This is a genomic window from Pseudomonas sp. GL-RE-29, assembly GCF_019947275.1.
GTDB lineage: Bacteria > Pseudomonadota > Gammaproteobacteria > Pseudomonadales > Pseudomonadaceae > Aquipseudomonas > Aquipseudomonas fluorescens_A.
On sequence record NZ_JAGYGD010000016.1, the window covers coordinates 66,799 to 90,957 of the forward strand.

The 24,159-nt window shown below is 58.0% G+C and carries 20 protein-coding genes; 16 read left to right on the forward strand and 4 right to left on the reverse strand.

The window, feature by feature from the left end; genetic code table 11:
• Nucleotides 1-5: 5 nt before the first annotated feature.
• Complete coding sequence (locus KGB21_RS15055; RefSeq protein ID WP_223505551.1) at nucleotides 6-1,160, reverse strand: 2Fe-2S iron-sulfur cluster-binding protein; 1,155 nt, start codon at nucleotides 1,158-1,160, stop codon at nucleotides 6-8.
• 589 nt (nucleotides 1,161-1,749) lie between these two features.
• On the opposite strand from KGB21_RS15055, the gene gmd reads away from it, so the two are divergent.
• From gmd to fabF, 10 genes are all read left to right on the forward strand, one after another.
• Entirely contained in the window at nucleotides 1,750-2,781 is a 1,032-nt protein-coding gene (gene gmd / locus KGB21_RS15060) for a GDP-mannose 4,6-dehydratase (protein WP_223505552.1), read from the forward strand.
• Nucleotides 2,781-3,677, forward strand: coding sequence for a GDP-mannose 4,6-dehydratase (locus KGB21_RS15065; RefSeq protein WP_223505553.1), 897 nt, complete (start codon nucleotides 2,781-2,783; stop codon nucleotides 3,675-3,677). Before gmd ends, KGB21_RS15065 begins: the two co-directional genes overlap by 1 nt.
• Complete coding sequence (locus KGB21_RS15070) at nucleotides 3,678-4,823, forward strand: glycosyltransferase family 4 protein (RefSeq protein ID WP_223505554.1); 1,146 nt, start codon at nucleotides 3,678-3,680, stop codon at nucleotides 4,821-4,823. It abuts the gene before it with no gap.
• Nucleotides 4,820-5,929 (forward strand): glycosyltransferase family 4 protein, encoded by a 1,110-nt coding sequence (locus KGB21_RS15075; protein ID WP_263386223.1) that lies wholly within the window; start codon nucleotides 4,820-4,822, stop codon nucleotides 5,927-5,929. The genes KGB21_RS15070 and KGB21_RS15075 overlap by 4 nt, the downstream gene beginning before the upstream one ends.
• A gap of 56 nt (nucleotides 5,930-5,985) precedes the next feature.
• Entirely contained in the window at nucleotides 5,986-6,957 is a 972-nt protein-coding gene (locus KGB21_RS15080) for a UDP-glucose 4-epimerase family protein (protein ID WP_223505555.1), read from the forward strand.
• Entirely contained in the window at nucleotides 6,954-7,985 is a 1,032-nt protein-coding gene (locus KGB21_RS15085; RefSeq protein ID WP_034151082.1) for an MraY family glycosyltransferase, read from the forward strand. The genes KGB21_RS15080 and KGB21_RS15085 overlap by 4 nt, the downstream gene beginning before the upstream one ends.
• Before the next feature lie 102 nt (nucleotides 7,986-8,087).
• A complete protein-coding gene (locus KGB21_RS15090) occupies nucleotides 8,088-10,082 on the forward strand; it encodes a polysaccharide biosynthesis protein (RefSeq protein ID WP_223505556.1) in 1,995 nt (664 codons plus the stop codon).
• Between the two features lie 112 nt (nucleotides 10,083-10,194).
• Entirely contained in the window at nucleotides 10,195-10,530 is a 336-nt protein-coding gene (locus KGB21_RS15095) for a ComEA family DNA-binding protein (RefSeq protein WP_034151084.1), read from the forward strand.
• A 207-nt stretch (nucleotides 10,531-10,737) separates the two neighbouring features.
• Nucleotides 10,738-11,532 carry an SDR family NAD(P)-dependent oxidoreductase gene (locus KGB21_RS15100; RefSeq protein ID WP_223505557.1) on the forward strand — a complete coding sequence of 265 codons (795 nt, stop codon included), beginning with the start codon at nucleotides 10,738-10,740 and terminating at the stop codon, nucleotides 11,530-11,532.
• Nucleotides 11,533-11,564: 32 nt separating this feature from the next.
• Nucleotides 11,565-12,839: a beta-ketoacyl-ACP synthase II gene (gene fabF / locus KGB21_RS15105; protein ID WP_034151086.1), complete on the forward strand. Its 1,275-nt coding sequence runs from the start codon at nucleotides 11,565-11,567 to the stop codon at nucleotides 12,837-12,839.
• Here fabF and KGB21_RS15110 read toward each other — a convergent pair.
• A complete protein-coding gene (locus tag KGB21_RS15110) occupies nucleotides 12,836-13,393 on the reverse strand; it encodes a TetR/AcrR family transcriptional regulator (protein WP_223505558.1) in 558 nt (185 codons plus the stop codon). The two genes, fabF and KGB21_RS15110, sit on opposite strands and share 4 nt — an antisense overlap.
• Before the next feature lie 229 nt (nucleotides 13,394-13,622).
• Between KGB21_RS15110 and KGB21_RS15115 the strand changes: the two genes are divergently transcribed.
• Nucleotides 13,623-14,474, forward strand: coding sequence for an urea carboxylase-associated family protein (locus tag KGB21_RS15115; protein WP_223505559.1), 852 nt, complete (start codon nucleotides 13,623-13,625; stop codon nucleotides 14,472-14,474).
• Between the two features lie 45 nt (nucleotides 14,475-14,519).
• Here the strand turns inward: KGB21_RS15115 and KGB21_RS15120 are convergent, their stop codons facing one another.
• Together KGB21_RS15120 and eat are read right to left on the reverse strand one after the other, a co-directional pair.
• Nucleotides 14,520-14,687: a DUF2897 family protein gene (locus KGB21_RS15120; protein ID WP_080758146.1), complete on the reverse strand. Its 168-nt coding sequence runs from the start codon at nucleotides 14,685-14,687 to the stop codon at nucleotides 14,520-14,522.
• A 215-nt stretch (nucleotides 14,688-14,902) separates the two neighbouring features.
• Nucleotides 14,903-16,267 (reverse strand): ethanolamine permease, encoded by a 1,365-nt coding sequence (eat, locus tag KGB21_RS15125; protein WP_034151089.1) that lies wholly within the window; start codon nucleotides 16,265-16,267, stop codon nucleotides 14,903-14,905.
• Nucleotides 16,268-16,671: 404 nt separating this feature from the next.
• Here eat and kdpF point away from each other — a divergent pair, with 404 nt between their 5' ends.
• From kdpF to KGB21_RS15150, 5 genes are all read left to right on the forward strand, one after another.
• Complete coding sequence (kdpF, locus tag KGB21_RS15130; RefSeq protein WP_007899818.1) at nucleotides 16,672-16,761, forward strand: K(+)-transporting ATPase subunit F; 90 nt, start codon at nucleotides 16,672-16,674, stop codon at nucleotides 16,759-16,761.
• A 9-nt stretch (nucleotides 16,762-16,770) separates the two neighbouring features.
• Nucleotides 16,771-18,465: a potassium-transporting ATPase subunit KdpA gene (kdpA, locus tag KGB21_RS15135; protein ID WP_223505560.1), complete on the forward strand. Its 1,695-nt coding sequence runs from the start codon at nucleotides 16,771-16,773 to the stop codon at nucleotides 18,463-18,465.
• Between the two features lie 10 nt (nucleotides 18,466-18,475).
• A complete protein-coding gene (gene kdpB / locus KGB21_RS15140) occupies nucleotides 18,476-20,533 on the forward strand; it encodes a potassium-transporting ATPase subunit KdpB (RefSeq protein ID WP_223505561.1) in 2,058 nt (685 codons plus the stop codon).
• Between the two features lie 190 nt (nucleotides 20,534-20,723).
• The gene (gene kdpC, locus KGB21_RS15145; protein WP_223505562.1) at nucleotides 20,724-21,269 is read left to right on the forward strand and encodes a potassium-transporting ATPase subunit KdpC; all 546 of its coding nucleotides are present in this window, start codon (nucleotides 20,724-20,726) and stop codon (nucleotides 21,267-21,269) included.
• A 156-nt stretch (nucleotides 21,270-21,425) separates the two neighbouring features.
• Entirely contained in the window at nucleotides 21,426-24,071 is a 2,646-nt protein-coding gene (locus KGB21_RS15150) for a sensor histidine kinase (protein WP_034151092.1), read from the forward strand.
• The last annotated feature ends 88 nt before the right edge of the window (nucleotides 24,072-24,159 follow it).

Consider the following 24,159-nt stretch of genomic DNA (forward strand, 5'->3'; position numbering starts at 1 on the left):
CCTTATCAGTTTGAGCTTACAAATGCATCTGAATAAAAGTTTTTGACGGGCAGGCCCGAAGTCGTCAGTGCATCCCGAGCGGAATGAATCATGTCTTCCGAGCCGCAGGCATAGACAACCGATTGTGTGAGATCGATGGCGTCGTTGATTAGCGCTGATTGTACATAGCCAGTACGTCCTGTCCACTGAGAGTCCGCTCGCGACAGTACCGGTATGAAGGTGGCGTCCAGTTCCTGGAGTTGCGGGTTCCAATAGATGTCGCTGATCGTACGGCCGCCCCAATAGATGAAGATCTTCTTCCCAGCGGTCAGCGAGGGGTTGCCAAGCATTTGCTCAAGCATGGCCTTGACTGGCGCAATACCAGTACCGGTGGCCAGGAAAACGATATTCCTGACGTCCTTTTCGCGCAGGCTGAAAGTGCCTAGCGGGCCTTCAAGTCGCAAGAGATCATTGTGCTTCGCATTGGCGAACCAATACTGAGACATCATGCCTTGCTCGACTTCCCGGATCTGTAATTCCAGTTTTCCGTCAGCGCGCTGGGCATTGGCAATGGAATAGCTTCGGCGCAGCCCGGCTTCACCGATGATGTCAAGGTACTGACCTGGCAAATAAGTGAAATTGCTATTGGGCGGGATTCTAAGGATGACTTCCACGACGTTGTCAGAGAGTCTGCTGATCGTGTCGATTCTGCAGGGAAGCGTCTTCACGACAATGTTTCCAAGTGCTCCAAGGTCTTCGGCGTCGATTTCCACATCGGTGACGGCGTGGCGGCAGCACGTCAAGATCCATCCTGCAGCGCTCTCGTCGGGTGTAAGAGACGTCTCGCCCTTGAACGCTTCAGTTTCACCGGAGAGAACTTGGGTTTTGCAAACACCACACCGTCCAGTCCTGCAACTGTATTCGAGAGTGATGCCTTCAGTCCTGGCACTGTCGAGCAGTGATGTGCCTGTCTCGGAGCTGAATGTTTTCCCGTTATGAAGTTTTACTGAAGCCATATTGGTTACCGGATTTGAAAATTCTGTACGGACTGCAATGCAGCCGTCAGTTTGCTCCAGAATCGAAGATTCGACGGCTATGAACAAATGGAAATTTAACTTGGCGGGCGTTGAATCAAGGTGAAAGGCAGTGCGTGAGCGGACGGCGGGCTCAGAAAAATCCACGGTGCATCAGAAAGTGCTTCTGGCGATAGTCGTGACCACTGCGGCTCTGCGCGCAAGGCTGCGTGTTGGCAGGCACTTGTAACAGGGAAGTTCAATACTGCCGCCACATCAACAGTCACCAAATTATTCTCATGAAATCCATCATCATGCTGTAAAGCTCACGTCCGTGTCGGGATGAAGTGGCGCCGCCAGAGGGTTTAGCCTCATGCCTTCAAGGCGTTGGATGATAACCTAGCTGCGAGATGTGTGCATCAATTGTTGCAGGGGCGCGTGCGTTGGTTGCGCGAGCGGTCTGCTCCGCCCGTGGCGCGGCAGGTCTAAACAATTCGCAACTATCTAGCGTCGTAGAGATATTCGCTGCCAGTGTATTCTTCTTGGTTTTTGCACATCTATAAGGCAGCTGTTTTTTACGGGTGGGCCATGGTGCTCAAGGCGACAGGAGGTTCGGGGTTCTTTCCCTTTTTAAAGTTCCTTCAGGACAGGCAATTTGGGTATCATTGCGAACCAGAATGGTCGCTGCGGCGCTAGCCGTGCATCTTATTTTCGTGAGCAAGCCAACCATGGCGCAAAATGGAGTTTAGGGATTCGCATGAAAGCAATTGTTACCGGCATCACTGGTCAAGACGGCGCCTACCTGGCGGAACTGCTGCTGGAGAAGGGGTACACCGTTTACGGGACCTACCGTCGTACCAGTTCTGTCAATTTCTGGCGCATCGAAGAGTTGGGCATCCAGTCCAATCCTAATCTGCATTTGGTCGAATACGATCTGACCGACCTGTCGGCCAGCATCCGCCTGCTGCAAACCACCGAAGCCACCGAGGTCTACAACCTCGCAGCGCAGAGCTTCGTGGGTGTTTCGTTCGAGCAGCCGATCACTACTGCAGAAATCACCGGCCTCGGCGCGGTTAACCTGCTTGAAGCGATTCGGATCGTTAATCCGAAGGTTCGTTTCTACCAGGCATCCACTTCTGAGATGTTCGGTAAGGTGCAGGCTATCCCGCAGATCGAAAGCACGCCTTTCTATCCGCGCAGCCCTTATGGTGTCGCCAAGCTCTACGCTCACTGGATGACCATCAACTACCGTGAGTCGTACGGCATTTTTGCTACCAGCGGTATCTTGTTCAACCACGAGTCTCCACTGCGTGGCCGTGAGTTCGTGACCCGCAAAATCACCGACTCCGTGGCCAAGATCAAGCTGGGTCTGTTGGACAAGATGGAACTGGGCAATCTCGATGCCAAGCGCGACTGGGGTTTCGCCAAAGAGTACGTCGAAGGGATGTGGCGCATGCTGCAGGCCGATGAACCGGATACTTTCGTGTTGGCGACTAACCGTACCGAGACCGTTCGTGACTTCGTCTCCATGGCGTTCAAGGCTGTTGACATTACTATTTCCTGGTCGGGCACTGCTGAATCCGAACAGGGTACTGATGTTGCTACCGGTAAGGTTCTGATCACCATCAACCCGAAATTCTACCGCCCGACAGAAGTTGAGTTGCTGATTGGCAACCCGGCCAAGGCCAAGGAAGTTTTGGGTTGGGAGCCGAAGACTTCTCTGGAAGAATTGTGCCGCATGATGGTCGAAGCGGATCTGCGTCGAAATAAACAAGGGTTTTCGTTCTGATGTCTATTGCTGGCAAGCGTGCGCTGATTACAGGTATTCAAGGTTTCACCGGTCGATACATGGCGGATGAACTTCGGGCTAACGGCTACGAGGTTATCGGATTGGGCAGTCAGCCTTCCGATGATCGCAATTATCATCAGGTGGACCTGACGGATGGCCCGGGTTTGCAGACGTTGCTGGCAAAGATTCAGCCGGATGTTGTTGTGCATCTCGCGGCGTTGGCGTTTGTCGGGCATGGCGCAGCGGACGCGTTTTATCAGGTCAATTTGATAGGGACGCGTAATCTGCTGGAGGCTGTTGAAGCCAGTGGGAAATCGCTGGACTGCGTGCTCATTGCCAGCAGCGCCAATATCTATGGCAACGCTTCGGGTGGCCTTCTGTCGGAGACCACAACTCCGGCGCCGGCCAACGATTATGCCGTTAGCAAGTTGGCCATGGAGTACATGGCCAACCTTTGGCACGAGCGCCTGCCTATCGTCATTACTCGTCCTTTCAACTACACAGGTGTCGGTCAGGCCGAGAACTTCCTGTTGCCGAAAATTGTTTCTCATTTTCGTCGTCGGGCGCCAAAGATAGAGTTGGGTAATCTCGATGTCTGGCGTGATTTCAGCGATGTTCGCGCATTAGTGAGAGCTTATCGAGGCCTTATTGAGGCGAAGCCACTGGGACAGACTATCAATGTCAGCTCCGGTAACACCCATTCGCTTCGTGAAGTCATTGAAATATGCCAAGGGTTCACCGGGCATGACATCGAGGTCGAAGTGAACCCGGCCTTCGTGCGAGCCAATGAGGTGAAAACCTTGTGCGGGGACAACGCGAAGTTGCGGTCGCTGGTACCAGGCTGGACTACACCGTCCCTGGGCGAAACCCTGAGCTGGATGCTGACGGTTGAATAGATGAAGTTAATTCTTTCTGTTGAACCGGTCCGCTTCCCGCTGACCGGTATTGGTCGCTACACCTACGAATTGGCACTGCGACTGCAGCAGAACCCGGAAATCACCGACCTGCAGTTTTTTGCCGGTCGGCGATTTTTACCCGCGTTACCTACGGCTGCCGAAGCGTCGGGTAACGGCTATGGCCTGAAGCGGGCCGTGCAGAAAAATTTCCTGGCGGTTGAAGCCTATCGGCTGCTGATGCCGTTACTCAGGAAGCATGCGTTAAAAGGCCATGGTGATTTTCTTTACCACAGCCCTAATTATTATCTGCCGCCGTTTGCCGGCCGCAGTGTTGCTACTTTCCACGATCTGTCGCCCTTTACCTGGTCTCACTGCCATGCGCCGCAACTTGTGCGCTATTTGCAGAAAGAGCTGAAAGCCACTCTGGTAAGAGCAGAAGCGCTAATCACCGACTCTGAGTTCACTCGTAAGGAATTGGCCGAGTATTTCGGTTGGCCAATAGATCGAATTCATACCGTACCGTTGGCCAGTTCTGCGGAGTTTCATCCTCGTGGTGCAGACGAACTCAGAGGTGCACTTTCGCGTCATGGTCTCGAAGTAGGTGGTTATAGTCTGTTTGTCGGGACAATTGAACCACGCAAGAATATCGAGACCTTGCTGGACGCCTATTCCCGGCTGCCGATTGAATTACGCAAGCGCTGGCCATTGGTACTGACTGGCTATCATGGCTGGAGAAGCGAGAGTATCCACCAGCGTCTTGACAGTGCTAAGCGCGAAGGCTGGGCTTATTACCTGGGATTCGTCCCCAGCGAAGATCTTCCCCTATTATTTGCCGGTGCTCGGCTTTTTACATTTCCATCGCTCTATGAAGGTTTTGGTTTACCGGTTCTTGAAGCAATGAGCTCAGGGGTTCCCGTGGTGTGCTCAAACAACTCTTCGCTTCCGGAGGTTGCTGGGGACGCCGCCTTGATGTGTGAAGCCCAGGATACGGAGACATTGACTGAACTCATTCAGCGCGGGTTGGAAGATGAGGCGTGGCGCGCCAGTGCCGTCGAGCAGGGTTTGCTGCATGCCGCCAGATTTTCCTGGGAGCGGTGTGCAAGTGAAACTCTTCAGGTCTATAAGACGGTGGTAGAGGGACGATGATCAAGGTTCTGCACTTCTTCAAGACATACTACCCGGAGACAATGGGCGGCATTGAGCAAGTCATTTTTCAGATCGCCGAGGGGGGAGTAAGGCACGGGTTTGAATCTGAAGTGCTCTATCTCAGTGAGCGTGGTTCGGCGCGGAACGAAAAGGTGGGAAGCCATTTGACTCACCGTTCCAAACTCGACTTGCATGTTGCCTCCACGGGTTTCTCGTTATCGGCATTCAAGGATTTTGCCGAGTTGGCGAAGAAAGCGGACATTGTTCACTACCACTTTCCATGGCCGTACATGGATCTGGTGCATTTTTTAAGCCGAATGAAAAAACCAACAGTGGTTAGCTATCACTCGGATATCGTCAAGCAAAAGACACTTCTGAAACTTTATCAGCCGCTGATGAATCGCTTCTTGTCCAGTGTTGACTGCATTGTCGCCTCTTCGCCAAATTACGCTCAAAGCAGCCCGGTATTGACCCGATTCAGAGACAAGGTTCGCGTTGTACCTTACGGGTTGGATCGCGAAACTTACCCGATACCTTCGCCTGAAAAGCTCGACTTTTGGCGTTCCCGTCTGGGCGAACGGTTCTTTCTATTTGTCGGAGCTTTGCGTTATTACAAGGGGCTCGACTACTTGCTCGAATCTGCCAGGTCGACTCGGCTGCCTGTCGTCATTTTGGGGGGAGGGCATCTTGAGGCAGAGCTCAAAGCACAGGCCAATCAACTAGGCCTTACCAATGTGCATTTCCTAGGTGGGTTATCTGATGATGACAAGTCTGCTCTTCTAGAACTGTGCTTTGCGTTTGTTTTTCCTTCGCACCTGAGATCGGAGTCTTTCGGCATTTCGTTACTTGAGGCGGCGATGTACGGCAAACCAATGATTTCTTGTGAGATAGGCTCTGGCACCACTTACATCAACATCGCAGGGGAGACCGGGTTGGTCGTTCCTCCCCGTGACTCTGTCGCACTGGCCGCGGCAATGACCCATCTATGGAATCAGCCAGAAGTCGCAGCGTCGATGGGTGAGGCGGCGCAACGGCGTTTCGAATCGGTGTTTTCTTCTGATTCGATGGCGAAGTCCTATGCCGAGATTTATCTATCCCTGCTTTAAATGGTTGCGGCACATTGTCCAGGTACTGCTGTTCTTCCGTATTCCAGGGGTCTCCCATGCGATCTAAAACATTTCTGGTTACCGGCGGAAGCGGATTTCTGGGCCGGGCCTTGATCAATCATTTGTCACGGCTTCCCGATTGTTCTGTTGTTGCACCGCTGCGGACCCTGCCCGCCCAATTGCCTGCTGGTGTACGCTCGCTTCCAATAAAACCGCTCGACGGAAGTAACGATTGGCAGGAAGCCCTGACTGATGTCGATGTGGTTGTCCATGCGGCGGCTCGTGTTCACGTCATGAATGAAGTGGCGCTCGATCCGTTGGCGGCGTTCCGCGAAGTCAATGTCGAGGCCACCTTGAACCTCGCGCGTCAGGCTGCGAAGAGCGGGGTGAAGCGTTTTATCTTCATCAGTTCCATCAAGGTAAATGGTGAAGTGACCGAGCCTGGCGTTGTGTACCGTGCAGATGATGAGCCAGCGCCGCTTGACCCTTATGGCATTTCCAAGCTTGAAGCAGAGCAAGGCTTGAAGCTGCTTGCTGCGTCCACCGGGATGGAAGTCGTGATCATCCGCCCAGTGTTGGTGTACGGACCTGGCGTCAAGGCCAACTTTCTTAGCATGATGCGCTGGCTCTACCGAGGTGTCCCGTTGCCCTTTGGAGCGGTTCACAACTTGCGCAGCCTGGTGGCCATAGACAATCTGGTGGATTTGATCGTGCTTTGCGCCGAGCATCCCGCAGCTGCCAATCAAGTATTCCTGGCCAGTGATGGCGAAGACGTATCGACCACGCAGTTACTGCGAAAGTTGGCACATGCCTTGGGTAAACCGGCCAGATTGTTACCGATACCGGCGGAGCTCATGAGTGGCGCGGCTTCATTGCTTGGTCAGCAAGACCTCGCAGACCGGATTCTCGGATCCTTGCAGGTTGATATCAGCAAAAACTACCAATTATTGGGCTGGGAACCTCCGGTCTCTCGCGATAAAGCCTTGGGCCTGACGGCGCAACATTTTCTGGATTCGCGCAAATCATGAGTTATGGCTGGTTTATCCCTGTCATCGTTGTTGTGTCTTTTTCCCTTACCTGGGTTCTACGTCGGTACGCTCTGTCGCGCAGCCTTATGGATGTTCCCAATGCCCGCAGCTCTCACTCGGTTCCCACCCCGCGGGGGGGAGGAGTGGCAATTGTTCTCGCATTTACCCTGGCACTGTTCATGCTCTTGTTTGCGGGGTTGATGACGTTCCAGGCGTTTCTGGCCATTGCTGGCGCCGGAGCCCTGATTGCCGTTATCGGATTCATGGATGATCACGGACACATCGCTGCCCGTTGGCGTTTGCTGGGGCATTTCGTTGCATCGATATGGTTGTTGTTCTGGCTCGGTGGCTTGCCCGTCGTTGAAGTTGCGGGAGGTACTTTCGATCTGGGATGGATCGGCCATGTGTTAGCGGCCTTTTATCTGGTATGGCTGCTCAACCTTTACAACTTCATGGACGGTATCGATGGGATTGCCAGTGTCGAGGCTATTTGCGTTTGTCTCGGGGCTTGCCTGCTGTCTTGGTTAAGCGGAGCGGTGGACTTGATTTGGGCTCCGTTGTTGTTGGCCGTTTCCGTGGCTGGTTTCCTTTTCTGGAACTTCCCCCCGGCGAAGATATTCATGGGGGATGCCGGTAGTGGTTTCCTGGGAGTTGTGCTTGGGGGACTCTCACTGCAAGCGGCGTGGGTTTCGGGAGACTTCCTGTGGGGATGGTTGATTTTACTTGGGGTTTTTATCGTTGATGCGACGTTCACGCTGTTTCGCCGTTTGCTGCGGGGCGACAAGGTCTATCAAGCGCACCGAAGTCACGCTTACCAATTCGCCTCTCGTCGGTTTGGCAGCCACTTAAACGTCACAATGGCGGTGGGCGCGATCAATTTGCTTTGGTTGTTGCCTATAGCTTTGGGTGTCACTCGAATGGGCATGAATTCAATTCTGGGATTGATTCTGGCCTATGCTCCATTAGTTGCGCTGGCAATCAAGTTTCACGCGGGAGAGCTTGAAGAGCCTGCGGAAAAAACCGAATAACAGCTCTGTCATTCAGGTTTTAAAGTGGATGAGATGCGCTTATAAGGTTCCACTACATTGATACGGCGGGTAAGGGAGAAAGCGGAGGTGAATGAACGGTTCATGGACAAGATCAGAGCTCTACTTGTTGGGCTACCCCGACGTCGCAAGCGGCTGATACAGGTTGCCACAGATATCGTTCTGGTCTGGGTTGCTCTGTGGTTGGCGTTCATCGTCCGTCTGGGGATCGATGATATGTACAACCCCTTCAAAGTCCACTTATGGCTGTTTGTCAGCGCTCCCGTCGTTGCCATTCCCCTTTTCATCAGGTTTGGCATGTACCGTGCGGTCATGCGTTATTTCGGTAATGACGCGCTGATTGCGATTATCAAAGCGGTCAGTCTTTCCTCTCTGATTCTTGCGCTCGTGGTCTATTGGTACAGCAATCACGAAACCGTAGTCCCGCGCTCCATCGTCTTCAACTACTGGTGGCTCAGTCTTGTCATTATTGGCGGGTTGCGTCTGTGTATGCGCCAGTACTTTATGGGGGATTGGTTCGCCGGTGCTCACCATGTGCCTTTTACCAGTCGCGATGACGGCCTCACCAAGGTCGCGATCTACGGCGCGGGCGTGGCTGGCAATCAACTGGTCGCGGCGTTGCGCATGGGGCGGGTCATGCGGCCTGTGGCGTTCATCGATGATGATCCGAGTATTGCGGATCGTTCGATTGCCGGCCTGCAAGTTTACAAACCCAAGCACATCCAACAGATGATCGATGAATCAGGTGCAAAGGAAATTCTTCTGGCCCTGCCGTCATCCACTCGCGCACGACGGCGTGAAATCCTGACGTTCCTGGAGCATTACCCGCTCCACATCCGCAGCGTTCCTAACTTCACCGACCTGGCCAGCGGACGGGTGAAGGTCGAAGACATTCAGGAAGTGGACATCGCGGACTTGCTGGGACGGGATTCAGTGCCCGCACAACCGGACTTGCTCGAACGTTGCATTAAAGGCAAGACCGTCATGGTGACGGGGGCGGGTGGGTCAATCGGTTCGGAACTCTGCCGGCAGATTTTTGCGCTTGGCCCGACCACGCTTTTGCTGTTCGATCACAGTGAATTCAACCTCTACAGCATTCTCTCAGAGCTTGAACAGCGCATTTGTCGAGAGTCGATTCCTGTGCAGTTGCTGCCGATACTTGGCTCCGTCCGTCACCCGCACAAGCTGTTGGATGTCATGAAAACCTGGGGCGTAGACACCGTCTATCACGCCGCCGCGTATAAACACGTGCCCATGGTCGAGCACAACATCGCAGAAGGGGTGTTGAACAACGTAATCGGTACGCTCAACACCGCGCAGGCAGCGCTGCAGTCCGGGGTCTCCAATTTTGTGCTGATCTCCACCGACAAAGCGGTTCGCCCCACCAATGTGATGGGCAGCACCAAACGCCTCGCCGAATTAACGCTTCAGGCATTGAGCAAGGAAATCGCCCCGGTCTTGTTCGGCGACAAAGCCAATGTGTCCCGGGTCAACAAGACTCGATTCACCATGGTTCGCTTCGGCAACGTGCTGGGTTCCTCCGGTTCGGTGATTCCGCTGTTTCACAGCCAGATCAAGTCTGGTGGGCCATTGACGGTTACTCACCCCAAAATCACCCGTTATTTCATGACCATTCCTGAAGCCGCGCAATTGGTAATCCAGGCGGGTTCCATGGGGCAGGGTGGTGATGTGTTCGTGCTCGACATGGGCGAACCGGTGAAGATCGTCGAACTGGCGGAGAAGATGATCCATCTCTCCGGGTTGAGCATTCGCTCGGAGAAGAACCCGCAAGGCGACATCTCCATTGAGTTCACCGGGCTGCGACCCGGCGAGAAGCTTTATGAAGAGCTGTTGATCGGCGACAACGTATCAGCCACTGAACATCCGATGATCATGAGCGCCAGCGAAGATCACCTTCCATGGGATGTGCTCAAGGGACGTTTGACGGATTTGCTGATGGCCGTCGAGCAGGACGATTACACGCGCGTGCGTCAATTACTGCGCGATACCGTCAGCGGCTACACCCCCGACGGCGACATCGTTGACTGGATCTACCAGCAGCGCCGCCTCGAACCCTGATTGTTTCACATCCTGTAACGGACACATTTTTGACAGGCTCCATTCATCGCCTAAGTTTGGGAGGCAGCTTCGGAAAAGCTGCTTTCTCAATCGATGTCATGGAGCGTCATTTATGCGTACTGGCTTTTTCAACTCCCTGGTTTTTGCCCTGCTCACTAGCGTCTCAATTGCCGCCGTTTCGGCCCCTTCAGTGACGCCGGAGTCGAACCATGCTCCTGCGGCAGCGCAGGCTTCGGCAAATGCGCCATCGGGCAAAGTCGATCTCAATGGTGCCGATGCTTCAACGCTGCAAAAAGAGCTCTCGGGTATTGGCGAAGCGAAAGCCAAGGCGATTGTTGCGTATCGTGAAACCAATGGACCGTTCGCATCGGTGGATGAGCTGCTGGAGGTGAAGGGGATTGGCAAGGCGATCCTGGATCGCAATCGCGAGAAGCTGGAAGTGAACTAAGCTGATTGTTCAACGCCAAGGGGCCGGTCATTGACCGGCCTTTTTGCATTCTGGCGAACGCTGCGAGGTGATGCCTTCCGTCGGCACTTGAAAAATTATGGCTATCATATGTCGATTAAATTATGCCTATAATTAATTCGTTTCCGTCGACTCGGCCCGAGAATCAGAGGCCGGTCCATTCCTCACGAATCTCCCAGGAGCTCAGCCATGAATTCTGTCCAGTCCCAAGGTACGGCCCTCGTCACCGGCGCTTCTTCCGGTATCGGGGCGATTTACGCGCAGCGTTTGGCGGCGCGGGGTTTTGATCTGTTGTTGGTTGCCCGTGATCAGCAACGGCTGGAGGAGGCGGCGAGCAAGCTCAGCGCCGAGCATGGTGTTCAGGTCGAAGTGCTGAAGGCGGATCTAACGCAAAAGGATGACGTGCTCAAAATCGAGCAGCGTCTGCGCAGTGACTCAAGCATCAGCCTGCTGCTGAACAATGCCGGTGTGGCGGCGGACGGTTTGTTGGGCAATGCCGATACCGATCAGCTTGATCAAATGATTCAGTTGAACGTCACGGCGGTCACGCGACTGGCCGCAGCAGCCGCAGCCAGTTTTGCCAAGGCAGGACGTGGAACGATCATCAACATTGCATCGGTGGTGGCGTTGTTTCCTGAGCGCTTCAACGCGACCTACAGTGCCAGCAAGGCGTACGTATTGAGCCTGACCCAATCCTTGAACGCCGAACTCGACGGCACCGGAGTCAAAATCCAGGCCGTGTTGCCAGGCGTAACCCGCACGGAAATCTGGGAACGTTCTGGTATCGACGCTTCACAGATTCCGGCCGACATGGTCATGGAAGCGGGGGAGATGGTCGACGCCGCGCTGTCAGGGTTGGACCAGGGTGAGTTGATCACCATTCCTTCGTTGCCGGATGCCGCCGACTGGGACGCCTTCGTGGCCGCGCGTCATGTCCTGGCGCCAAACCTTTCCAAAAGCAAAGCCGCCGCGCGTTACAAATAAAACGCCAGACATCGGCATGAGGAAGTTGCGGTATGAGTGATCGTCGAGTGGTTGTAACGGGTATGGGGCTGGTGTCTCCGCTGGGTAGCGGGGTCGAGGCTGTCTGGTCGCGTCTGTTGGCGGGACGTTCCGGGTTGCGAAATTTGCCGGACGAAGTGGTAGCTGATCTACCGGCCAAGGTCGGCGGCGCTGTTCCGACAATAAATGACGACCCGGAGGCCGGGTTTGATCCGGATCGGGCGACGCCACCCAAAGAGCAGAAGAAGATGGATCGCTTTATTCTGTTCGCCATGGAAGCGGCGCGTCAGGCGCTGGAGCAAGCCGGTTGGCAGGCACAAAACGCCGGTGACCAGGAGCGCACGGCCACCATTATCGGGTCTGGCGTCGGTGGTTTCGGTGCGATTGCCGACGCGGTGCGCACCACCGACAGCCGTGGCCCGCGGCGTTTGTCGCCGTTCACCATTCCATCGTTTCTGGTCAACCTGGCAGCGGGGCATGTGTCGATCCAGCACGGTTTCAAAGGCCCGTTGGGTGCGCCGGTGACAGCCTGCGCGGCCGGGGTTCAGGCGATTGGCGATGCGGCGCGACTGATTCGTTCCGGCGAAGCAGACATCGCGGTTTGTGGCGGCGCGGAAGCGGCGATCGATCGCGTCAGCCTCGCCGGGTTTGCTGCCGCTCGCGCGTTGTCGAGCGCTTTCAACGAAACACCGGAGCGTGCCTCGCGGCCGTTCGACCGTGATCGTGATGGCTTTGTCATGGGCGAGGGTTCGGGTCTGCTGGTGATCGAATCACTTGAACATGCCTTGGCTCGTGGCGCGCAGCCGCTGGCGGAATTGGTCGGATACGGCACCAGCGCCGACGCTTATCACCTCACCGCAGGTCCGGAGGATGGCAGCGGTGCCCGCCGGGCCATGTCGCTGGCGTTGGCTCAGGCCGGGATTTCACCGGAACAGGTTCAGCATCTGAATGCGCATGCAACCTCAACCCCGGTGGGTGACCTTGGGGAGTTGGCGGCGATCAAGTCGCTGTTTGGAGCGGATAACAAGATTGCGGTGACATCGACCAAATCGGCAACCGGGCATCTGCTCGGCGCGGCCGGCGGCATCGAGGCGATCTTCACGTTGTTGGCAATCAGGGATCAGATCGTGCCGGCAACCCTGAACTTCGATAACCCGGACCCCGCCGCCCAAGGCGTGGACATCGTTCATGGCCAGGCTCGACCAATGGCTATCGAGTACGCACTGTCCAACGGCTTCGGGTTTGGTGGTGTCAATGCCAGCGTGTTGTTCAAACGCTGGAACGGCTAATCCTGGGACTGGTTCAGGTGAGTGCGCGTAACGTCGAGAATCTGCTCGGCCAACTCGGGATTCTCGACGCTGCGTGAAAGCAGCAGTGCCCCCACCAGAGTCGACATGATGACTATGCTGCGGTCCACGGTGTTTTCACCATCCAGCGCGGCTTGTATTTGTTGAAGCCGCGCGTTGAGCACCACGTCGGAAGTCGGACTCGGTTGCCCGCGCATGCCGAGTTCCGATGACATGGTCAGCAGCGGGCATCCTGCATGGGGCGAGGTCTGGTGCCATTCAGATAAATAGGCATTGATGAATGCTTCCAGCGGGCGATCCTGGGCGAACAGCTCGGCGCAAACTCCAGCGACTTGATCGCCTGCGGCCTGCAAGGCCTTTTCCACCAGTTCATCCTTGGACTTGAAGTGCGAGTAAAAACCACCGTGAGTCAAACCCAGCGCTTTCATCAAAGGTTGCAGGCCCGTCGCGCCGATGCCGTCCCGGCGAAAGCGCTCTGAAGCCTCCTTGATGATGCGTTGGTGGGTCTGGGCTTTATGGTCCTGCGAGTAACGCATCTGAAATCTCCACATCAATGCCGCCATATTAACCAATGGAAATTGGATGGTGACTGTACTTCTACTTCTAAAAAGCATGCAGATGCGTCGAACTTGAATGAAACGCTCGTAAAGACTGGCATGAATAGTGATTACTCGATTGCTGACGATTGTTGAGCAATCCTGAGGCGAGGAGCATTGCAGCGGATGCCAACCCCTACTTTCCCACCACTGATCAAGGATTTGTGCCATGTACAAAGACTATCCGGCGGCCTATCAAGTCAGCAAAGGCTCGGCCTTGCAGGTCGACAAGGCGTTCTACGAGCGGGTGCGCGATGCGAAGGACGGTCGCACGTTGATCGAGTCTTTCGAAGTACCGATTCGTACGGGCCGTGCCTGGAAGGTGCCGGCCGGGCATGTGTTCCGCGTGACCACGCCGGTGGGGCCGCAGGTGGGTGACTTCAACGTCTGGAACGCCAATGATCCACGCGAACGCTTGTGGGCCGCGCGGACTCGCCAGCTACAGGGCGCGCACGTCAGCACCCATGACCGGCTCTGGTCGAACCTGCCGTTTTTACGGCCCTTGGTGACCATCACCGATGACAGCCTGGCCGGTTACGGCATCGACGAACATGGTGGTCGCCTGCACGACCTGCTCGGCACGCGTTGCGATCCTTATGTGAACAAAATGCTCACCGGTGAAGATTTCCATCATCACTGCCATTCCAATCTGACACGCGCCGTGCTGCCCCACGGCCTGACCGAGTTTGACGTGCACGACGTGCTGAATATTTTCCAGTGCACGGGCCTGAACCACGACGACATGTACTTCATGAAAGCCTGTCCGGCGCAGAAGGGTGACTACCTGGAATTTTTTGCCGAGATTGATCTGCTGTGCGCGCTGTCGACCTGCCCGGGGGGCGACTTGTCACTGGCGATGTGGGGGCCGGATGCGCAGGATCCGTTGAGCGTGTGTCGGCCGTTGGGGGTGGAGATTTATCGATTGGACGATTCGTTGCTGGAAGGTTGGAGCCAGCCTGAGCGAGCGGCCTACAAGGGGCTGCATGGCTTGCACATTGCCAAGGCGGATTGGGAAAAGTAGAAGTGAAAAACCCCTGTCATTCGCTATGGATGACAGGGGTTCGTGTCAGCGGTCCTGCGCATCCTTGGCATCCGCTTCCGCATTGCGTTCAGCCACGCGGCGACGTTGCTCTTCGGTCAGATCAACCTTGGTGGCAGTGTCGCGCAGCATCATCAAACCGCCAACGATGGAGCCGATCGCAACGATCAAAATCAACCAGGCATACCAGGGCATAGGGCTCTCCTTAAGGGCAGGCCGATTGGCGGATTTCGCCAATCGATCGTGCATACCACTTCGAGCGATTAATTTTCGCAGTGGTTCCATTCTATGCCCGATCCGCCATCAACACCGTACAACCTTGTAGGAGCTGCCGCAGGCTGCGATCTTTTGACTTTGATTAATCAAGATCAAAAGATCGCAGCCTGCGGCAGCTCCTACAGTGGGTAAATTTAAAGCCCGGTCAGCATCGCATCCGCCGGCGCATCGGCACGCAACTGCGCGGTGAGCATGAAATACACGAAACCCGCCGCCATGAAGCCGAGGAAGATCAGCCCGATCAGCATGTTGAACCAGGCCATGGCCACCAGGCACACCACCGCCAGCACCAGAGCAATGAACGGCACCAGTGGGTAGCACGGCGCGCGGAAGGTGCGTTCCAGGTTGGGTTCGGTTTTACGCAGCTTGAACAGGCTGAGCATGCTCATGATGTACATGACGATGGCGCCGAACACCGCCATGGTGATCATCGCTGCGGTCAGCGTCATGCCGCCGAGGTTGATCAGACCATCGCTGTAAATCGCAGCGATGCCGATCACGCCACCGGCAATGATCGCCCGGTGCGGGGTCTGGAAGCGCGACAGTTTGGCCAGGGACGCCGGCAGGTAACCGGCGCGGGCGAGGGCGAAGAATTGTCGCGAATAACCAAGAATGATCCCGTGGAAACTCGCCACCAGCCCGAACAGGCCGATCCACACCAACATATGCAACCAGCCGGAGCTTTCGCCGACCACGGTTTTCATCGCCTGCGGCAGCGGATCGTTGATGTTCGACAGGGTGCGCCAGTCGCCGACGCCACCGGCAAAGAACATCACGCCCATCGCCAGCAGCACCAAAGTCAGGATGCCGCTGATGTAGGCTTTGGGAATCGTGCGTTTCGGATCCTTGGCTTCTTCGGCGGCCATGGCGGCACCTTCGATCGCAAGGAAGAACCAGATGGCGAAAGGGATCGCCGCGAACATCCCGGCAATTGCCGGTGCGCCGAACACGTCTGAGCCGGCCCAGCCATTGAGCGCGAAATTACTGAAACTGAACGCAGGCGCGACCACGCCCATGAATACCAGCAATTCAGCCACCGCCAGCACGCAGACCACCAGTTCGAACGTCGCCGCGAGTTTCACCCCGAGGATGTTTAAGCCCATGAACACGATGTACGCGCCCACCGCCGCGTGTTTGGGATCAAGGGCCGGGAATTGCACGTTGAGGTAGGCGCCAATGGCCAGGGCGATGGCCGGCGGGGCGAAGACGAATTCGATCAGTGTTGCCAGCCCGGCGATCAATCCGCCTTTCTCGCCAAAGGCGCGGCGGCTGTAGGCAAAGGGGCCGCCGGCATGGGGAATCGCGGTCGTCAGTTCGGTGAAACTGAAGATGAAGCAGGTGTACATGGTGGCGACCATGAACGAGGTCACCAGAAAGCCCAATGTCCCGGCCACGCCCCAGCCGTAACTCCAGCCGAAGTACTCCCCGGAAATCACCAGCCCGACCGCAATGCCCCATAGGTGCAGCGTGCCCAGCGTGGGTTTGAGTTGTGTGTTCATGCGTTTGCTCCCTGAACGGTTTGGACAGCTCGGGGGAGGGCGTTTGCAGTGGGCGTGCCAGTGTTGTGATGGCGGTCGTAAAGCACGAAAGAGTGTCGTTTCGGGGATGTTCGGCGCTGGATGTGCATTTTTTGTGCGCCAGTTGGGGGCAGGGTTGTCTGATATGCCGCCATCGCGGGCAAGCCCGCTCCCACAGTGGAATGCGTTTGCCCAGGCACGGCAAAAACCTGTGGGAGCGGGCTTGCCCGCGATGGCGGCGGACCAGACATCACTGTAACAAAGCCATAAACCCACTCTTTACGCTTTCTTTATTCCCCGCCGCACCCCTCGATCTCGCTCCTTTACAGCCTCCCTGTCGACAATGCCTCCACACGCGGCAATACGCCGTAACACGGAGAACTTCCATGAGCGTTCTGGATGGAGTGTCACTGCTGCTGGCAGTGGGGCTGTTCATTTATCTGTTGGTTGCGCTGTTGCGCGCGGACCGGAACTAAGGAGCGGCTATGCACAGTTATGACTATTGGCTGATCCTCGCGTTTTTTGCGCTGGTATTGGTCCCGGCGCCGTTCCTCGGGCGCTTCTACTACAAGGTCATGGAAGGGCAGCGCACCTGGCTGACGCCGATCCTCGGTCCGATGGAGCGTGGCTGTTATCGGGTGGCCGGCGTTGATCCACAGGCTGAACAGAGCTGGCAGAAATACACCCTGGCTTTGCTCGCCTTTAACCTCGCGGGTTTTTTGTTGTTGTTTGCGATCCTGCTGTTTCAGGATTACTTGCCGCTGAACCCGCAAAACCTGCCGGGCCAGGAGTGGACGCAAGCGTTCAACACCGCCGTCAGCTTCATGACCAACACTAACTGGCAGTCCTACAGTGGTGAAGCGACTCTCAGCTACCTGAGTCAGATGGTCGGCCTCACCGTACAGAACTTCGTCAGCGCCGCAACCGGCCTCGCTGTGCTGGTTGCCTTGTGCCGTGGTATCGGCCGCAAGTCCAGCCAGTCTCTGGGCAACTTCTGGGTCGACATGACCCGCGCCACTCTCTACGGCCTGCTACCGCTGTGCCTGTTGCTGGCGTTGTATCTGGTCTGGCAGGGCGTGCCGCAAACCTTCGCGCAATACGTAAATGCCGTGACCCTGCAAGGCGTCGATCAGGTGATCCCGCTCGGCCCGGCCGCCAGCCAGATTGCGATCAAACAACTGGGCACCAACGGCGGTGGCTTCTTCGGTGTCAACTCGGCGCATCCGTTCGAGAACCCGACCGCCTGGAGCAACCTGTTCGAAGTCGCTTCGATCATCCTGATCCCGGTGGCGCTGGTGTTCACCTTCGGCCACTACGTCAAGGACCTGCGTCAAAGCCGCGCGATCATCGCCTGCATGCTGGCGCTTTTCCTGATCGGCGGTGCGACCTCGCTGTGGGCTGAATACCAACCTAACCCGACCTTGAATAACGCCGCTGTCGAACAAACCGCGCCGCTGGAAGGCAAGGAAGCACGCTTCGGCACCACGGCCACGGTGCTGTGGTCGGTGACCACCACGGCGGCGTCCAACGGTTCGGTCAACGGCATGCACGACAGCCTCAACCCCCTGAGCGGCATGGTCGCGCTGGTCAACATGATGGTCGGCGAAGTGATCTTCGGCGGCGTCGGTGCGGGGCTCTACGGGATGTTGCTCAACGTGTTGATCGCGGTGTTCCTCGCCGGACTGATGATCGGCCGCACCCCGGAATACCTCGGCAAGAAGCTGCAGGCCCGGGAAGTGCAATTGCTGGTGGTGACCTTGCTCGTGATGCCGGTGGGTGTACTGGTGCTCGGCGCGATAGCCGCAAGCCTGCCAGGTCCGGTCGCCTCAGTGAGCAACCCCGGCGCTCACGGTTTCAGTCAATTGCTCTACGCCTACACCTCGGCCAGTGCCAACAACGGTTCCGCGTTCGGTGGATTCGGCGCCAATACGCCGTTCCACAACCTGATGCTGGGCCTGGGCATGTTGATCGGGCGCTTCGGCTACATCCTCCCGGTACTGGCCCTCGCCGGCAGCCTGGCAATGAAGAAAACCGCACCGATCAGCCAGAACAGCTTCCCGACCCACGGCCCGCTGTTCGTGACCCTGCTGACCGTGACCATTTTGCTGGTGGGTGGTTTGACCTTCCTGCCGACGCTGGCGCTGGGTCCGATTGCTGAACATCTGAGTTTGGGCTTCTAAGGAGCTGATGATGAATATGCCCGCAACTAAAGCCGCCGTCGTCAAGGCGCCGGAACAACCGAAAACCGCGATCTCGGCCCTCTGGCGTCCGGCGCTGGTACAAGCCTTCGTCAAGCTCGACCCACGGCAGTTGCAGCGAGCGCCAGTGATGCTGGTGGTCGAACTGACCGCGATCCTGACCACCGTGCTGTGCTTCATTCCCGATACGGCGGTGCCAACCTTCGTCGCTGCGCAAATCGCCCTGTGGCTGTGGTTCACCGTGCTGTTCGCCAACTTCGCCGAAGCCTTGGCCGAAGGTCGCGGCAAGGCCCGTGCCGACAGCCTCAAGGCCGGCAGCGAAGGTTTGAGCGCCCGCCGCAAAACCGGCAACGGTGCCTTTCAAGTCGTACCGGCCACCAGCCTGCGCAAGGGCGATGTGGTGCGCGTCGAAGCAGGGGAGATGATCCCCGGCGACGGCGAGGTGATCGAAGGTATCGCCGCGGTCAACGAAGCGGCGATCACCGGTGAATCCGCGCCGGTGATCCGTGAGTCCGGCGGCGATCGTTCGGCCGTCACCGGCAACACCCGACTGGTGTCCGACTGGCTGCTGGTGAAGATCACCGCCGATCCCGGCGAGTCGACCCTGGACCGCATGATCGCCCTGGTCGAAGGTGCCAAGCGCCAGAAAACCCCGAACGAAGTGGCGCTCGACATTCTGCTGATTGGCCTGACTTTGATCTTCCTGCTGGTGGTTGTCACCCTGCAACCGTTCGCCCACTTCGCCAACGGCAGCCTGCCGCTGGTGTTCCTGGTGGCGTTATTGGTCACGCTGATTCCGACCACCATCGGTGGCTTGTTGTCGGCGATCGGTATCGCCGGGATGGATCGCCTGGTGCGCCTGAATGTGATCGCCAAATCCGGTCGCGCCGTGGAAGCGGCAGGGGACGTGCACGTCCTGCTGCTGGACAAGACCGGCACCATCACCTTCGGTAACCGTCGTTGCACGGCGGTGTATGCCGCGCCGGGCGTGACTGCCAAGGAACTGGCCGAAGGCGCGTTGTTCGCTTCCCTGGCCGACGACACCGCCGAAGGCAAGTCCATTGTCGAGTACCTGCGTGGCCTTCATCCGCAGCCTGAGCCGTCCACCGAGTTGCTGACAGCTGTACCGTTCAGCGCTGAAACCCGCCTGTCCGGTGTCGACTATCAAGGTCGCGTCTACCGCAAAGGCGCGGTGGATTCGTTGCTGGCTTTCGTCGGCCTGAAACGTGCTGATCTGGCCCCGGCCCTGTCCCGTGAAATCGACAAGATCGCCCAGAGCGGCGGCACTCCGTTGCTGGTCTGTGCGGACGGAAAATTGCTCGGTGCGATCCACCTCAAAGACGTGGTCAAACCCGGTATCCGCGAGCGTTTCGCCGAGTTGCGCAAGCTTGGGATTCGTACGGTCATGGTCACCGGCGACAACCCGCTGACCGCCGCGGCGATTGCCGCCGAGGCGGGCGTCGACGACGTGCTGGCCGAAGCTACGCCAGAGAAAAAACTGGCGCGCATTCGTCACGAGCAAAACGACGGACGCCTGGTCGCCATGTGCGGCGACGGTGCCAACGACGCCCCGGCCCTGGCTCAGGCTGACGTCGGCATGGCGATGAACGACGGCACTCAAGCCGCTCGCGAGGCGGCGAACATGGTCGACCTCGACAGCGACCCGACCAAGTTGCTGGACGTGGTGCAGATTGGCAAGGAGTTGCTGGTGACCCGTGGTGCACTGACCACGTTCTCCATCGCCAACGACATCGCCAAGTACTTCGCGATCCTGCCGGCACTGTTCGCCGCGATTTATCCGCAACTGGGCGTATTGAACGTCATGCACCTGAGCAGTCCGCAGAGCGCGATTCTCTCGGCCATCGTGTTCAACGCCTTGATCATCGTGGTGCTGATTCCATTGGCGCTGCGTGGCGTGCGAGTGCAAGCGGCGAGTGCGGCGGCGTTGTTGCGACGCAATCTGCTGATCTACGGCTTGGGCGGGATTCTGGTGCCGTTCGTGGGCATCAAGGCGATCGACATGCTGTTGACGGCGTTGCATTTGGTTTAGCGATAGGTCGCTGCGGTGGGGCATTTGTGGCGAGGGAGCTTGCTCCCGCTGGGCTGCGAAGCAGCCCCATCCAGGCACCTGGTTTGTTCAGGCACACCGCATCGATAGGCGACTGCTTCGCAGCCCAGCGGGAGCAAGCTCCCTCGCCACAGGTGATGTGTTGTTTTTTACCGAATTCGAGGATTTTGAAATGTCCACAATGATACGTCCGGCCTTGAGCCTGTTGGTCTTGATGACCCTGATCACCGGCGTCGCTTACCCGTTGGTGGTCACCGGCGTGGCCCAGGTTGCGTTCCCCGATCAAGCCAACGGCAGCCTGGTCCACGATGCCGCTGGCAAGGTCCGCGGGTCGTCGCTGATTGCCCAGGATTTCGTCGGTGACGCCTGGTTCCACCCACGGCCATCGGCCGGTGCCTTTGCCACGGTGTCGAGCAGCGCGAGTAACTTGTCGCCGAGTAACCCGGCGCTGGCGACTCGGGTGATCGACGATGCCAACAAACTGCTGGTGCCCGCTCAGGGCCCCGTGCCATTGGCACTGATCACCACCTCCGGCAGCGGCCTCGATCCACACTTGCCACCGGCGGCGATTGCCTATCAACTGGCGCGTGTCGCGGCGGCGCGTAATGTGCCGGTGGCGACACTCCAGAATCTGTTGGATGCGCACATCGAGCAGCCGCTGGTGGGGCCACCGGTGGTGAATGTGCTTGAGTTGAATCTGGCACTGGAAAAATTGTAAATCCGTGGCACCGCCAATCGCGGGCAAGCCCGCTCCCACAGTGATCTATGGTGGTCATAAAATTTTCATCCACCACAGCCTCTTGTGGGAGCGGGCTTGCCCGCGATGGCGATAGAACAATCACCACATCAACATCTGAATAAGCGAGCTTCAAGCATGAGCAATTCCGGCCGCGCCGACGCGCTGTTAGCAGACCTGCCCCGCGATGGCCGAGGCCGGCTCAAGGTTTTCCTCGGTGCCGCCCCCGGTGTCGGCAAGACCTACGCCATGCTGCAAGCCGCCCACAGCCAGTTGCGCCAGGGTGTGAAAGTCATCGCAGGTGTCGTCGAGACCCACGGCCGCGCCGAAACCGAAGCCCTGCTCGGCGGCTTGCCGCAGCAGCCGTTGGTGCGCTCGGAATACCGTGGCGTGATGCTCGAAGAAATGGATCTCGACGGCCTGCTCGCCGCCAAACCGAAACTGGTGCTGGTAGACGAACTGGCCCACAGCAACGCCCCCGGCAGTCGCCACGCCAAACGCTGGCAAGACATTCAGGAACTGCTCGCCGCCGGCATCGACGTGTTCACCACCGTCAACGTCCAGCACCTGGAAAGCCTCAACGACCAGGTGCGCGGTATCACCGGCGTGCAAGTGCGCGAAACCCTGCCGGACTGGGTGCTGCAGGAAGCCTACGAACTGCTGCTGATTGACCTGCCACCGCGCGAACTGCTGGAGCGTCTGCGCGACGGCAAGGTCTATGTGCCGGAGCAGGCGCGGGCGGCGATCGATGCGTTTTTCACCCAGACCAACCTCACTGCACTGCGCGAACTGGCGATGCAAGCCGCAGCGGCCCAGGTCGATAACGACTTGGCTCAGGGTTATCGACAGCTCGGTCAGGCCGCGCCAGCGGTACGTGGTCGCTTGCTGGTGGGTGTCGATGGCGATGCCCAGGCCGAGCGCCTGGTGCGTCACGCCAGCCGCGTCGCCCAGCGTCGGCACCTGCCGTGGAGCCTGGTGCATGTGGACAACGGCAGCGTGCGCGACGAGCAATCGCGCCTGCGCCTGCAAAGCGCTCAGCAACTGGCCGAACGCCTCGGCGGCGAAGTGGTGTTGCTCCGCGCTGGAGAAGTAGCGAAAACCTTGATCCAGCACGCCGCCGAACGCCGCGCCAGCCTGGTGCTGGTCGGCCAGTCGCGGCAGCGGTTGCGTCGACGTTTGTTTGGTGGCGGCTTGGCGTCGCGCTTGCTTCGCGATGCGCGCGGGCTGGAAATCAACGTCCTCGACAGTGACGAAGAAAAACATCAACCACGCCAACGTCAGACGCATGCGCTGGTCTGGTTCGACTACGCGCTTGCAGTCGTGGCAACGATTTTGGCCAGTGCTTTGGCCTGGGCAGTGGCGAGTGTTTTGCCACTGCCGAACATCTCGCTGGTGTTCCTCGCCGCCGTGTTGCTGGTGGCGGTGCGTAGCAGTCTCGGCCCTGCACTGGCCTGTGCCGCGCTGTCGTTCCTGACCTACGATTTTTTGTTCATCCCGCCGAATTTTTCGTTCAGCATCCAGCGCGAAGAAGACGTGCTGACCTTGCTGTTCTTCTTGCTGATGGCGGCACTCACCGGCAACCTCGCGGCACGCCAGCGCCGGCAATTGCAGGCCTTGCGCGACACCCAGGAAGAAACCACCGAACTGCTCGACCTGTCGCGCAAACTCACCGCCGCCACTGACCGTCAGGCAGTGGTCAGCGCCGCTGCACAACACCTCGATGGCTGGAGTGACCTGCAACTGTGCCTGCTCAATCGCGATGGTCCTGGTGGCTGGAAAGTCGAAACCGGTGGCCCGCTGGAATTCACCGAAGCCGAACGCGCTGCGGCCGATTGGGCCTGGCAACATGATCAACCGGCAGGCGCCGGCACCGGTACGCTGCCGTTCGGCCGTTGGTGGTGGTGGCCGTTGTCAGTGGAAGACGGACCGCTGGCGTTGCTCGGCGTGTGCGCGAAAGAAGGTCAAACCTTGAGCGGCCAGCGTCGCCGTTTGTTGACCGCGTTGAGTCAACCACTGGCCCAGGCACTGGCCCGGGCGCAACTGGCGGACGACTTGGAAGCAGCACGGCTGCACGGCGAAACCGAGCAACTTCGCAGTGCCTTGCTGGCCTCGGTGTCCCACGATTTGCGCACGCCGCTGACCTCCATGCGTGGCAGCATCGACAGCCTGCTGGCCCTCGGTGAGGCAATCCCGCTGGAGGACCGCCGCGAACTGCTCGAAGGCACCCGCGATGAAGCCGAGCGCCTCGACCGCTACATTCAAAACCTGCTGGACATGACCCGCCTGGGGCACGGCGCATTGAAGCTGTCGCGGGACTGGGTGTCGCCCGCCGACATCGTCGGCAGTACGCTCAATCGCTTGCGCGCGGTGTTGTCATCGTTGCAGGTCAGCACCGAAGTGCCGACGGAGTTGCCGCTGCTGTTCGTCCATGCTGCGCTGATCGAACAGGCATTGATCAACGTCGTGGAAAACGCCGCACGTTTCTCGCCATCTCACGGGCGCCTGCAATTGCGTGCTGGCGCCGATGACAAAGAGTTGTTTTTCTCGGTGAGTGACGAAGGGCCGGGGATTCCGGAAGCGGAGCGGGCAAAGATTTTCGACATGTTCTACACCGCCGCCCGTGGTGATCGTGGCGGGCAGGGTACCGGCCTGGGGCTGGCGATCTGTCAGGGCATGGTCGGCGCCCATGGCGGGCGGATCAGCGTCGCTGACGGCATCGAGGGGCGCGGCACCTGTATCACCTTGCACCTACCCTTGCAGGAACAGCCGGCCTTTGAAAATTAAGGTTCTCCATACATCCCATGTAGGAGCCGGCTTGCTGGCGATGGCCGTTAACGATGACGCGTAGGGTCTGGATATACGCGGCGCATCC